Genomic DNA, 12,804 nt, shown 5'->3' with positions numbered 1-12,804 from the left:
TCACGAACAGCCAATGTCATTCCGATGACGAGGCGCACTCTATGCCGATTTCAAAACATGATCAAGCTCACAAATAGCCCATATGGCAAATTGTGTCGTGTGGATAACTGGCTGTTTATCCAAATTAATTAGTGATCCAAATAGGCTCTGTGCAGCTTCTTTTCGAGTTTCATATAGGACTGAACCCAGTCAGATTGCGCCATGGCGGGACATTCGCGCGCCTGGAACACCGCCAGATAGTCGGCGTCGGTTGCTTTGCACAGTAAAGGGGTAAAGCTGAGCAGGAAATGACGAGCCAGATAGGGGTCGAGAGGCCAGATATTGAGGATGGCCCGAGCTACGGGCTGCACCGCGGCTGAACAGCGAAAGTGCAGGTGACCCGATTCCAGCCATTGCCCCATTTCGGCGAGCCCGGAGGCTGGCACCAGGCCTCCATCTCCCGGCACCTTGGCAAGGGCGATGCGGTTGCCGTTGCCAAGCAGCAGAGTGTGCGCTTCTTGCACCATGCCATCGTGACTGCGCAGGGGGAGGTCCGAAACGGGCTGCTCAAGAAACAGACTGCATTTGTCATCGAGCGCAGTCAAAACCGCTGCCGCCTGTTCATGCATGCTGGCGGGTAACCAGAACGCTTCGGCGCGTGTCTGCTGGCCTTGCATCAACTGGCGGGTGAGAGCTTCAGGATCTGAAACTGGATGTAAACAGGAGATTATGCCGGGAAGCGCCATGAGTTCTTACTCTTTAGGGATAGCTGGCGGATTATACGAGTTATTCTGGCGGCAACAATAAAGGTTTCTTTTCGAGACTGTTTACCTGAGGCGGTTGAGCGATTACCATCCCCGAGGTTTACAAGGGTTGTCGTCGAAAGACGCTGATTAAAGATAGAGGCTCGACCATAACGAGTCCGTTCAAAACTGATACACTTGACTACGAGTCGTCGCGAAAAATAAAGGTGGAGTCAATCCGCCGTACGGAGTATGGAACAATATGAATTCAAATATCGTAACTGTTGGCAAGAAGATCCGTCAGATCCGTGAAGCGGTCGGTTTGAGCCGTCCTAAATTTGCCGATCTGCTGGGCGTTCCCCCCACCACCCTGAAGAACTATGAACTGGGTTATCGTGAAGTAGGTGGCGCCTTCCTGGTGGCACTGGCTCATCACCCGGAACTGCACAAGTTCACCCTCTGGCTGCTGGCTGACAAAAAAGTCGCCGAAATCGGCCAGATCGGTCCGGACGATATTGCCAAGGCTTGATTTAAGTGGGCTTTGACAAAAATGCCGCCATTGAGGCGGCATTTTTTTATCCATCAAATAATGACATCAATTAATTAAATTTGGCTAATTGTGCTCTCGTCCGGGATTTTAACGAAAATATCTTGGCAAGCCGGATTAATCCTCAGAAAATTCTGACCCTGAAATTAGGGGTATCCCTTGCATGATGCGCACAGTGAGACAAGCATGAGTCAAATCCTTCCCAAGGCCAGAGATGGCTTTACCAGCAAATTCGGTGTCCTTGCTGCCACTTTGGGCTCTGCCGTCGGGCTAGGCAATATCTGGAAATTTCCCTACCTGACCGGTGAAAACGGTGGCGCCAGCTTCCTGCTGGTTTATGTCATTGCCACCCTGCTGGTGGGTCTGCCGGTGATGATTTCCGAGATCATGCTGGGCCGCAAGGGCAAAGCCGATGCGGTGACGACCTTGAGCAAGCTGGCACCCAAGGGCCAGCCCTGGTGGCTGATTGCCCTGATGGGGGTGGTTGCGGCCTTCCTCATCATGTCTTTCTATTCCGAGGTCGCGGCCTGGGTGTTTGCCTATATCTTCAAGGCGGCCAGCGGCGAGATACTGTCAACCGATCCTGCGGTCACGGGGGCAGCCTTCAATGCGCTTATCACCAATCCGCTACAGAGTCTGCTCTGGCAGTGGCTGGTACTGGCGCTGATGGGGGGCATACTGCTGATGGGGGTCTCCAGAGGGATCGAGGCTGTTACCAAGAAGCTGATGCCGGTGCTCTTCATCCTGCTGCTGGTGATCGGCATTCGCAGTCTGACCCTGCCAGGGGCGAGTCAGGGGCTGCATTTTCTGTTCTCGCCGGACTTTTCCAAGATCACCGCCGGTGTGGTGCTGACCGCCATGGGGCTGGCGTTTTTCAAGCTCTCCATCGGCATGGGCTGCATGATGACCTATGGCAGCTATTTTCGGGATGATCAGAATATACCGCTGACTACCTTCCGGGTGATGTGCGCCGATCTGTTCGTCTCCATGCTGGCGGGGATCGCCATCTTCCCGGCTGTGTTTGCGTTCGGCTTCGAGCCAACGGCGGGTCCCTCCCTGCTGTTCATCACGATTCCAGCCGTGTTCGCCAGCATACCCTTCGGTCACCTGTTCATGGTGCTGTTCTTCGTGCTTTCCGCCATTGCGGCCACCGGCGCCATGCTCTCCATTCTGGAAGTCCCTGTGTCTGTGGTGTCCGAGCGTTTTCACATGAGCCGTCCCAAGGCGACCCTGCTCAACTTGCTGGTGCTGGGGGCCGTCGGGTCGACCTGCGCGCTCTCCAACAGCTCACTGGCAGAGGTGCAGATCGCCGGCAAGACCTTCTTCGATCTGTTCGACTTCGTCTCATCCAATGTGTTGATGCCCCTTGGCGGTATCTTCCTCTGCCTGTTCGTGGGCTGGGTATGGGGTTTCGAGCGGATGAAGGCGGCGTTGATCAACGACGGCGAACTGGAGCTGGCCATCCTCAAGCCGCTGTTTTTCATCATCCGTTATGTGTCACCGCTGCTGATCCTGATCGTGATGTTAAAGGGGCTGGGGCTGTTCTGATGGCTTGCCCGCCGCAAGAAAGCAAAAAGAGCGCCGCTGGCGCTCTTTTTTATGGGCTCGTCAGGTTGGCACCTGGCGTCAAATCAAGCCGAGGCGGGAAAGCTCATCCTTGAGTTGCTCCATGTTGCGTTCGACACAGGCTTCCCCTTCGTTGATGGCATCGGAGGCCCGGTGGAAGTCCATGATGGAGAAGCTGCCAAGGCGCGGGCAGAGCTGGATTTCGGGAGGATCCCCCGCCATACGGGCGCGGGTGATGCGTTCCTGCATTATGTTGATGGAACCCGTCATTACGCTCCACATCCCAGGGGTATTGGGGCCATCACCCCGGTTCAGCCACTGACTGAAGCGGTTGCCGGTGACGGGCTCGTCCGGTTCATCTGTCCAGGGCTGGTGCATGTCGGCGTTGAGGTTGACGGCGATCACCACCTCGGCACCCATGGCGCGGGCCAGCGAAATGGGCACGGGGTTGACCACGGCGCCATCTACCAGCCAGCGATCCTCGACCAGGGTGGGGGTGAGTATGCCAGGCATGCCGCAGGAGGCGCGCACACACTGGCGCAGCGGCCCCTCTTTCAACCAGATCTCGCGGCCGGTATCAAGCTCGGTGGCAACGCAGGCGAAAGGAAGGGGCAGGCTCTCGATGACGGGGTCGCCCAGGTGATTGGCGGCGATGCCAAATACCTTTTCCCCGCGAAACAGCCCGCCGGAGAGGGCGGGGTCGAGCAGGCTGACCACCTGCAACCGGCTGAAGCCGCGCACCCAGGACTCCAGCTTGTCCAGCTCGCCAGCAGCATAGGCGGCACCGACAAAGCTGCCGATGGAGCAACCTGCCACCAGATCCGGTTTGACGCCCAGGCGCTCCAGCGCCCGTATGATGCCGATATGGGCCCATCCTCGGGCAGCACCACTGCCCAGAGCCAATCCCACGCGGGGTTTTCGTGACACTTTGTCTCTCCTGAGGTGAGTGAGGCTCCCAGCTTACCCCGTGTTTTTGGCGCCGTCATCCTGCCAGCCTTCGCTTCGATTGCGTCCATTGGCTTTGGCTTGATAGAGGGCGAGATCCGCCCGGTGGATAGCCTCCTTCAGTGGAGTCCCGGCACGGCAATGGTGATAGCCCAGACTGATGGTGACCGCAAGATCTGGCGCTATCTCCTCCCATGGATGTTCTGCTATTTGCAGGCGCAGCCGCTCGGCCAGTTGTTCGAGGGGCTCGCTCCCTCTGGCGAGCAGCAGAAATTCCTCGCCACCCCAGCGGATCAGGGCATCCTCTTTCTTCAGCAGCGGCTGGCAGAGTGTGACCAGCCGGATCAGCACCTGATCGCCAACCTCGTGACCGAAGCGGTCGTTGACCTGTTTGAAGTGATCGCAATCGAACATGACCACTCCGACTTCACGGGCTTTGGCTCGCAGATGAAGGCGCTCGAATTCATCGAAATAGTGGCGATTGTAGGTGCCGGTCAGGGCATCGTGACTGGATAAATAGTCGAGCTGCCGGTTCAGACGACGGGCCTTGAGGCTGGAGAGCGCCGCCCACATCATGAAGAGGATGGTGATCAGGGAAGGGAGTGAATGCCAGAACAGGGCCTGGGTGAGTGCGGTCAGCGAGATACGGTGGATCAGGGTGAGTTGCGTATCAGGAATAGTCTGGACCAGTTGGAGGGCTCCTTGCCGCCACTGGTAACCATGCCTGTCAGTCTGGAACTTTGGGACAAAGTCAGCCCCCTGCGCGCTGCTGGCCAGGATCTGCTGGTATTGGTTGACCAAAAACAGGCTGCCAATGGCGGGGGTGGATTCATGCAGCAGCCGATCGAGTCGCGTGAGCAGCACATCTATGCTGATGACCCCCACCAGCGTTTGATCCTTCACTATGGGTTGTGACAGAGAAATCATCTGCCCCATACCGGCAAAATCTTCGTAGGGGCGCGATACGATGGCGCGCTGGCTGGGGTTTTGCTGTTTCAGGGCATCCTGCCAGTAAGATTTCAGATAGATGGCGCGATGAAAGCGAAACTCGCTTGAGGGGATCCAGGGGTAGAGATAGATAAAGTCATCTACCCCGGTGAAATAGACCCAGGCGACTTTGTCCCCCAGCAGCTTGCTGGCGGTGGAGAGCAGGGGTGACAGACTGAGCGCCAGATGCAGTCTGGCTTCTCGCTCGCTGCCAGGGGCAGGCAGTCGGCCCAGCCCGGTCAGATTGCCGCTGAGCCCGGCGGGCAGGTTGGCGGGAACCTTGTCCAGTGAGAATCCCTGCTCAGGATCTGTGTGCAGGGCTTGATAAAGCTGGCGAGTCAGCGCCGATTGCGGATTGCTGCGCAGCCGCTCCTCGGCCTGGCCACGCATGGCCTCGAGCACGGTTTCCATCTGCTGGAATTGGGATCGCAAACGGGCCGCGATGTTGAGGGTATCGCGCTCGTTGAGTTCGGTGACCTGTTTCAGAGTCTGATGGAGGGTGAGGGCAAGCAGCAGTATGACGAGGGAGCCCAGCAGCCATTGCAGGCGGCGTGTGACGATATGGATGCGTTTCTCTGGCATAGGCGGCCTGGCCTGATCTGGACTGGTTCGGTTCATCAGTTTAGGGCAGAACCATCAAGAACGTCTCCTGTGGCGACGATTTCGGTGATCTTCCACCGCTTCTGTTACGTTTTGTCACATTTATACATAGTCACGGCATAGTCAGGGGGTAACATGATGCCCATCATTGATGAAGTGCCTCCTTTTTCCCTAATTTCATGGATTGCTTGATGAAAATGCGTATGTGGCTGTCGATCGCCTGTCTCTCCCTGCTGATGCTGGGTGTCTGGTATTACCGTAACGGTGAAGCTGTCAGCAAACCCCAGCCCAAGCAGGTCAATATCAGGGCGCAAACGGTCAAGCAGAGTCTGGCTGAACCCTCCATCAAGCTGGTGAGCAAGCTGGCCGCCAATCGCTCCGTGGTGATAAGCCCCGAGGTGACAGGGCGTATCGTCAAGATAGCGGTGCGCTCCGGTCAGCAGGTCAAGCAGGGCGATACCCTGATAGCGCTGGATGCAGGCAAGCAGCAGGCGGAGCTCGCCGAGCAGAGTGCCAGTGCGCGCGATGAGGCTCGCAAGCTGCGGGACATGCGCCGGCTGGTGGCGCGCGGCGCCGTGACCCAGTCTGAGCTGGAGGGGCAGGAGGCTGTGGTTGCACAGGTACAGGCAAGGGTGGATGCCGCACGTTACGAGCTCTCCTTGCGCACCCTGCAAGCGCCGTTTGACGGCTCCGTCAGCCTCATCGACTTGAGTGAAGGGGCCCTGGTCAACAGTGGTGACACCCTGCTCCATCTGGATGAGCTTGCCAGGCTGCGGCTCGATCTGGCGGTGCCCGAGCGCTACCTCTCCCTGCTGCGCCCCGGCATGGCGGTGACAGCCACCAGCTCGGCCTGGCCGGAACAATCGTTTCATGGCGTGCTGGAGACCCTCGACAGCCGGGTGTCCAACGATACCCAGAACATCAAGGCCCGAGTCATCATTCCCAATCCTGACGGTCAGTTGCGGCCCGGCATGCTGCTCAATGTGGAGCTCTCCCTGCCGCCCCAGAAGATGACCCTGATCCCCGCCCAGTCGGTGGAGTACGCCGGTGAACAGCGCTTCGTCTATCGCCTCGAGCCCGATGGTCGGGTCAAGCGGGTGGCAGTGGTGCTGGGGGATACCCATGGTGAAGAGGTGTGGGTCACGGAGGGCTTGAAGGTCGGCGATCGCATAGTGGTAGAGGGGTTGGTCAATCTGCGTGACGGCATCAGTGTGCACGATCTGGCGGAGGTCAAAGGCTGATGTGGCTCTCCGATGTATCTGTCCGTCGCCCCTTGGTGGCTGTGGTATTGAGTGCCCTCTTGACCGTGTTCGGTCTGGTGGCTTTCAGCAAATTGACGGTGCGCGAGATGCCGGATGTGCAGACGCCATCCGTCTCCATCACCACCATGTACGAGGGGGCGGCACCCGCCGTCATGGAGAGCCAGGTCACCAAGCCCATCGAGGATCAGCTCTCCGGCATCAGCGGTATCAAGAACATCAACTCGGTGACCCGCAAGGGGCGTTCCGTCATCACGGTGGAGTTCAAGCTCGGCTGGAACATGGTGGAGGGCACCTCGGATGTGCGCGATGCCCTCTCCCGTGCCCGGCCCAGGCTGCCGGACGACGTGGATGAACCCATGGTCACCAAGGACAACGGCAACGGCGATGTCGCTGTCTGGCTGAACTTCAGCAGCACCCAGATGGACCGTACCGCCATGACCGACTACGCCAACCGCGTGCTGGTCGACCCCTTGAGTCTGGTGGACGGGGTGAGCGAGGTGGCCCTCTCCGGCGATCTGACCCAGGTGATGTACGTGCGGCTGCGCCCGGCGGACATGGCGGCCCGTGGCATCACGGTGGCGGACGTGCAGGATGCCCTCAAGCGGGAGAATATCGAGCTGCCGGGCGGCGAAATTCGCAACAACAGCATGACGATGGCGGTGCAGATTGCCCGCCTCTACCACACAGCCGCCGATTTCCAGGCCTTGCAGGTGCGCAGTGCCGACAACGGTCAGAGCATCTATCTGGCGGACATCGCCGATGTGGAGGTGGGCGCCAAGAACGAAGACAGCGCCTATCAGCGCAATGGTCGCGAGAGTCTGGGGATCGGCATAGTCGCCCAGTCCACCGCCAACCCCCTGGCGGTGGCCCAGGGCATCGAGCTGAAGGTCGCCGAGATGCAGCGCTTCCTGCCGGAAGGGGCCAAGCTCGAGGTCGACTATGACTCCACCATCTTCATCAAGCAGGCCATCGACGAGGTGTACGAGACGCTGGCCATCAGCGCCGTGCTGGTGGTGGCCGTGCTCTATCTGTTCCTGGGGCAGGGGCGCACTACCCTGATCCCGGCCATTACGGTCCCTGTGTCGCTGATCTCCGCCTTTATCGGTGCCTGGTATCTCGGTTTTTCCATCAACCTCATTACACTGCTCGCCCTTATTCTCGCCATCGGTCTGGTGGTGGATGACGCCATAGTGGTGGTGGAGAACATTCACCATCACCTGCAACGGGGTGAGCCACCGTTGATGGCGGCCTGGCACGGCACCCGTGAGGTGGGCTTTGCCGTGGTGGCGACCACGGCCGTGCTGGTGATGGTGTTTGTACCCATCGCCTTCATGGATGGCATGGTGGGGCGGCTCTTTACCGAGTTCGCCATCCTGCTCTCCCTGGCCGTGCTCTTCTCCTCCCTGGTGGCACTGACCCTGACGCCGGCCATGGGCTCCTGGCTGATGCGCTCCGTAGACAAACCCAATGTGCTGACGGCGGCGCTCGATCGCGGCCTCGGCTGGGTGGAGAAACACTACCGACGCCTGCTGGGCTGGGTGCTGCGTCGTTCGGCCTGGACGCCGCTGGTGCTCTTGCTCTGCCTTGGCGGCATCGGCGCCCTGTTTGGCCAGTTGCCCACCAGTCTGACCCCCACCGAAGACAGGGGTGTGCTCTATGTGTTCGTGAAGGGGGCCGAGGGCACCAGCATAGAGCGGATGAAGCGCAACATGCAGCAAGTGGAGGCCGCCATCATGCCGCTGCTGGGCAAGGGCGTGGTGCAGGCCATGAGCTTCAGTACCCCGGCCTTCGGTCGTGGCGGCGATCAGACCGGGATGGCGATCATTCAGCTCACCGACTGGGCCGAGCGGGACGAAACCGCCACCCAGTTTGCCCAGTCCCTGAGTGGACGACTGGCGGGGATCCCTGATGTGATGATCCGCACCTTCCAGCCGGGCTTTCGGGGCGGCTCCACCGCGGCCGTCCAGTTCGTGCTGCAGGGCTCCGACTATGCCGAGCTCTACCAGCAGGGGCTGGCTTTGAAAGAGGCGGCGGCCCAGAGCGGCCTGATGTCGATGCCGGATCTCGACTACGCCGAGAAGACCCCCGAGCTGCAAGTGACCATAGAGCGTGACAGGGCCAGCCAGCTCGGCATTCCAGTGTCGACCGTGGCCAGTTCGTTGCAGGCCCTGCTTGGCGGCGTGAGCCAGACCACTTATGTGGACAGGGGCGAGGAGTATGACGTCTATCTGCGCGCCAATCAGCACGACTTCAACGGCGTGTCCGATCTCAGCCGTATCTATCTCAAGGCTGCCAGTGGCGAGATGGTGAGTCTCTCCACCCTGGCCACCGTCAAACAGGTGGCAAGCCCGCAGCGGCTCAACCACTACCAGCGGCAGAAGGCAGTGACCCTCACCGCCGATCTGGCGCCGGATCGCACCCTGGGCGAGGCGCTGGACTTCCTCGATGGCTGGGCCAATGCCAATCTGCCGAGCGGCATGACGGTGGATTACGCCGGTGAGTCCAAGGATTATCGCGATAACCAGGGCGAGATGGTGATGGTGTTCGGTCTGGCCCTGCTGGTGGTCTATCTGGTGCTGGTGGCTCAGTTCGAGAGCATGCTGACCCCGGCTGTGGTCATGGTGACGGTTCCCCTTGGCATCTTCGGTGGTCTGCTCGGCCTCTGGCTGACAGGACAGGAGCTGAGCATCTACAGCCAGATCGGCATGATCATGCTGATCGGCATGGTGACCAAGAACGGCATCTTGATCGTGGAGTTCATCAACCAGCTTCGCCAGCGTGGGGAAGCGTTCGATGAGGCCATCATTGCCGGCTCGGTGCGCCGCCTGCGGCCCATTCTGATGACGTCGCTGACCGCCATCATAGGGGCAGTGCCGCTGATGCTCTCCATGGGGGCGGGTTACGAGAGCCGGATGGCGGTGGGGACAGTGGTGTTCTTCGGGCTGTCTCTCGCGACCCTGGTGACCCTGCTGATGGTGCCTGCCATCTATCATCTGCTGGCCAAACGGGCGGGCATGACAGGGGCGCGGGATCTGCTGGTGGACGAGGCGCTGGCAGCCGAGTTGGCGGTGAAAGCCGAGGATAAACCGGCTGCCTGATACCTACACCCATATAGGTGCAAGCCGCAGAAAGCGGATGGTATCACTGCAGCCGACGGTTAATATGTAACCAGTTTTAACCTTGAGGTGAGCTATGTTGCCATCTGCTATCTATGAGCCGCTGCCTTTTGCCTATATGGGCAGCGGTTTGCTGTTGCTGGGGGTTGCCGAGCAACCGGGTCTGCTGCTGGCCGGACTGGCGTTCTATCTGGCCGGTTCCCTGGCCTGGTTCAGACGCAGTGCCCATAGGCGCATTGACAAGCCACTCCCTGCCCGCAAGCAGGGCTGGCCGCTGTGGCTCTACGAGATCCGCCCGTTCGCGCTGATCCTGCTGGGGTTGCTGATGCTGCGCCTCGCGACCCACCCCATCTTCCTGGCGCCGGCCCTGGTCTGGTGTCTGCTCGGGGGTTATCAGCTGCTGCAGCGCCACTACAGCCGCATAGTGCTGGCCCGCGTCCTGGCCTGATCCCGTTCAACCCCGCGTTATTGAGGCGAGCCAGTCACTGGCTCACCTTTCCCCCTTGCTCTGTAGGGGTAAAAAGCCATCGCTCCCGCTCTGCTCTGCCGGTATAATGCGCGACCCGAATTGTTCCAGGTGTTCAAAATGCAGCCGGTTACCCACCTTTTCTCCTATCCCCGCTACTGGGCTGAGTGCTACGGCACTGCGCCCTTCCTGCCCATGTCCAGAGCGGAGATGGACAAACTCGGCTGGGACAGCTGTGACATAGTCCTGGTGACCGGTGACGCCTATGTGGATCACCCGAGTTTCGGCATGGCGGTCATAGGCCGCATGCTGGAATCCCAGGGTTTTCGGGTCGGCATCATAGCCCAGCCGGACTGGTCATCGAAGGATGACTTCATGCGTCTGGGCAAACCCAACCTCTTCTACGGGGTGACGGCGGGCAACATGGACTCCATGATCAACCGCTACACCTCCGACAAGAAGCTGCGCCACGATGATGCCTACACACCGGGAGACATAGGCGGCAAGCGGCCCGACCGCGCCACTCTGGTCTATACCCAGCGCTGTAAAGAAGCTTTCAAAGAGGTGCCGGTTGTCATAGGTGGCATAGAGGCGTCGCTGCGCCGCATTGCCCACTACGACTACTGGTCCGAGACCATACGTCGCTCCATCCTGCTCGATGCCAAGGCTGACATCCTCATTTATGGCAACGCCGAGCGGCCGCTGATCGAGGTGGCGCACCGCATCGCCAACGGCGAGACCATGGAGACCATGCAGGACATTCGCGGCACCGCCGTGATCCGCAAGGAGCCGCTGCCCGAGTGGCGCGGGGTGGATTCGAGCAAGCTGGATCAGATCGGCCGCATCGACCCCATCATGAACCCCTATATGGAAGGGGCGCCTTGCTCGGATGACGAGGGCACGGCGCCGGTGGAGCAAGAAGCCAAGCCGGTATTGGTGCAGCCGCCCAAGCAGAAGCCATGGGAGAAAACCTATGTGAAGCTGCCGGCGTTCGAGCGGGTGAAGGAAGACAAGGTGCTCTACGCCCACGCGTCGCGCATCCTGCACCACGAGACCAACCCGGGCTGCGCCCGCGCGCTCTCCCAGGCCCACGGCGATCGCATCATCTGGGTCAACCCGCCCGCCTTCCCGCTGGAAACCGACGAGATGGACGGCGTGTTCGGCCTGCCGTACCAGCGGGTGCCGCACCCGGCTTATGGCAAGGAGAAGATCCCGGCCTACGAGATGATCAAGACCTCGGTCAACATCATGCGTGGCTGCTTCGGCGGCTGCTCCTTCTGCTCCATCACGGAGCACGAGGGGCGCATCATCCAGAGCCGCTCGGAAGAGTCGATCATCAAAGAAATCGAAGAGATCCGCGACAAGGTGCCGGGCTTTACCGGCGTCATCTCGGATCTCGGCGGCCCTACCGCCAACATGTACAAGCTGCGCTGCAAGAGCCCCAGGGCCGAGCAGACCTGTCGCCGCGCCTCCTGCGTCTGGCCTACCATATGCCCGCACATGGATACCGACCATACCCCGACCATCAACCTCTATCGCAAGGCGCGGGATGTGAAGGGGATCAAGAAGATACTGATCGCCTCCGGGGTGCGTTACGACATAGCGGTGGAAGATCCGCGCTACATCAAGGAGCTGGCCAAGTACCATGTCGGCGGCTACCTCAAGATTGCCCCCGAGCACACCGAGGAGGGCCCGCTCTCCAAGATGATGAAGCCGGGCATGGGCAGCTACTACAGCTTCAAGGAGCTGTTCGACAAGTATTCCAAAGAGGCGGGCAAGCAGCAGTACCTGATCCCCTACTTCATCTCGGCCCACCCGGGCACCACGGATGAAGACATGGTGAACATGGCGCTCTGGGTCAAGACCAACAACTTCAAGCTCGATCAGGTGCAGAACTTCTACCCGTCGCCGCTCGCCAACGCCACCACCATGTATTACACCGAGAAAAACCCGCTCAACAAGGTGAGCCGCCAGGGCGGGGACGTGTTCGTGGTGAAAGGGGAACGTCGTCGCCGTCTGCACAAGGCGCTGCTGCGCTATCACGATCCGGCCGGCTGGCCCATGATCCGCGAGGCGCTGCTCGAGATGGGCAAGGGTCACCTGATTGGCAACGGTCCCAACTGCCTGGTGCCGCCGGAAGGTCGCGGTGAGGCGGTGGCCTCGCGCAGCATCAACAAGGGGCTGAAACCAGCCCTGACCCGCCACAGCAATATCGTTCATCAGCGTGGCAATGGGGCTGGCAAGGGTGCCTCTGCCGGTAAGGGCGCAGTGGCTGTCGCCTCGCAAGGCAAGGCTCGCAACGACACCCCTGCCGCCAGCAAGGGCGGCAAGGCGGGCAATGGCAAGCCAGTAGGCTCCCAGCTCCCTAAAGGGGCGGGCGGCAACGGCAAGCCAGCTTCCCAAGGCGCAGGTCAGGGCAAACCGGCCGGGAAACCCGCCCATAAGGGCAAGACCCCAACCCGCGCTGGCTCTGCCAAACCTGCCGCCAAAGGCGGAGCAGCCAAGCGACCGGCTCGGTGATATTTCCTGATTGGGAAAGTGATAGAAAATAAAAAGGCGACCGGATGGTCGCCTTTTTTTAATCTCTCGATAC

At 60.2% G+C, this 12,804-nt stretch carries 9 protein-coding genes; 6 read left to right on the top strand and 3 right to left on the bottom strand.

Translation table 11 applies throughout. The annotated features are described in order from the left end of the window. Positions 1 to 128: 128 nt before the first annotated feature. Positions 129 to 725 carry a hypothetical protein gene (locus GWQ31_RS01595; protein WP_275908487.1) on the bottom strand — a complete coding sequence of 199 codons (597 nt, stop codon included), beginning with the start codon at positions 723 to 725 and terminating at the stop codon, positions 129 to 131. A 259-nt stretch (positions 726 to 984) separates the two neighbouring features. On the opposite strand from GWQ31_RS01595, the gene GWQ31_RS01590 reads away from it, so the two are divergent. Together GWQ31_RS01590 and GWQ31_RS01585 are read left to right on the top strand one after the other, a co-directional pair. Further along, positions 985 to 1,251, top strand: coding sequence for a helix-turn-helix transcriptional regulator (locus GWQ31_RS01590; RefSeq protein ID WP_005298604.1), 267 nt, complete (start codon positions 985 to 987; stop codon positions 1,249 to 1,251). Positions 1,252 to 1,455: 204 nt separating this feature from the next. Next, a complete protein-coding gene (locus GWQ31_RS01585) occupies positions 1,456 to 2,817 on the top strand; it encodes a sodium-dependent transporter (protein ID WP_275908486.1) in 1,362 nt (453 codons plus the stop codon). A 78-nt stretch (positions 2,818 to 2,895) separates the two neighbouring features. Here GWQ31_RS01585 and rssA read toward each other — a convergent pair whose 3' ends face one another. Together rssA and GWQ31_RS01575 are read right to left on the bottom strand one after the other, a co-directional pair. Beyond that, the gene (gene rssA, locus GWQ31_RS01580; protein WP_011898481.1) at positions 2,896 to 3,762 is read right to left on the bottom strand and encodes a patatin-like phospholipase RssA; all 867 of its coding nucleotides are present in this window, start codon (positions 3,760 to 3,762) and stop codon (positions 2,896 to 2,898) included. A gap of 33 nt (positions 3,763 to 3,795) precedes the next feature. Beyond that, positions 3,796 to 5,349: a sensor domain-containing diguanylate cyclase gene (locus tag GWQ31_RS01575; protein ID WP_099994736.1), complete on the bottom strand. Its 1,554-nt coding sequence runs from the start codon at positions 5,347 to 5,349 to the stop codon at positions 3,796 to 3,798. A 209-nt stretch (positions 5,350 to 5,558) separates the two neighbouring features. On the opposite strand from GWQ31_RS01575, the gene GWQ31_RS01570 reads away from it, so the two are divergent. From GWQ31_RS01570 to GWQ31_RS01555, 4 genes are all read left to right on the top strand, one after another. Beyond that, a complete protein-coding gene (locus GWQ31_RS01570) occupies positions 5,559 to 6,608 on the top strand; it encodes an efflux RND transporter periplasmic adaptor subunit (protein ID WP_275908485.1) in 1,050 nt (349 codons plus the stop codon). After that, positions 6,608 to 9,727 (top strand): efflux RND transporter permease subunit, encoded by a 3,120-nt coding sequence (locus GWQ31_RS01565; protein WP_111587447.1) that lies wholly within the window; start codon positions 6,608 to 6,610, stop codon positions 9,725 to 9,727. Before GWQ31_RS01570 ends, GWQ31_RS01565 begins: the two co-directional genes overlap by 1 nt. A 94-nt stretch (positions 9,728 to 9,821) precedes the next feature. Next, positions 9,822 to 10,193 carry a hypothetical protein gene (locus tag GWQ31_RS01560; protein WP_021138812.1) on the top strand — a complete coding sequence of 124 codons (372 nt, stop codon included), beginning with the start codon at positions 9,822 to 9,824 and terminating at the stop codon, positions 10,191 to 10,193. A 138-nt stretch (positions 10,194 to 10,331) separates the two neighbouring features. Next, entirely contained in the window at positions 10,332 to 12,731 is a 2,400-nt protein-coding gene (locus GWQ31_RS01555; protein ID WP_275908484.1) for a YgiQ family radical SAM protein, read from the top strand. Positions 12,732 to 12,804: the final 73 nt, after the last annotated feature.

This window comes from Aeromonas sp. 2MA4 (genome assembly GCF_029237305.1).
Classification (GTDB): Bacteria; Pseudomonadota; Gammaproteobacteria; order Enterobacterales; family Aeromonadaceae; genus Aeromonas; species Aeromonas salmonicida.
Note: the sequence above shows the minus strand (reverse complement) of the source record. Positions and strands in the feature narration are given on the sequence as shown.

Excerpts from the sequence above, each read along its gene's own strand:
- GWQ31_RS01595 (WP_275908487.1), bottom strand. The coding sequence starts at position 725 with ATGGCGCTTCCCGGCATAATCTCCTGTTTACATCCAGTTTCAGATCCT.
- GWQ31_RS01590 (WP_005298604.1), top strand. The coding sequence starts at position 985 with ATGAATTCAAATATCGTAACTGTTGGCAAGAAGATCCGTCAGATCCGT.
- GWQ31_RS01585 (WP_275908486.1), top strand. The coding sequence starts at position 1,456 with ATGAGTCAAATCCTTCCCAAGGCCAGAGATGGCTTTACCAGCAAATTC.
- GWQ31_RS01575 (WP_099994736.1), bottom strand. The coding sequence starts at position 5,349 with ATGCCAGAGAAACGCATCCATATCGTCACACGCCGCCTGCAATGGCTG.
- GWQ31_RS01570 (WP_275908485.1), top strand. The coding sequence starts at position 5,559 with ATGAAAATGCGTATGTGGCTGTCGATCGCCTGTCTCTCCCTGCTGATG.
- GWQ31_RS01565 (WP_111587447.1), top strand. The coding sequence starts at position 6,608 with ATGTGGCTCTCCGATGTATCTGTCCGTCGCCCCTTGGTGGCTGTGGTA.
- GWQ31_RS01560 (WP_021138812.1), top strand. The coding sequence starts at position 9,822 with ATGTTGCCATCTGCTATCTATGAGCCGCTGCCTTTTGCCTATATGGGC.
- GWQ31_RS01555 (WP_275908484.1), top strand. The coding sequence starts at position 10,332 with ATGCAGCCGGTTACCCACCTTTTCTCCTATCCCCGCTACTGGGCTGAG.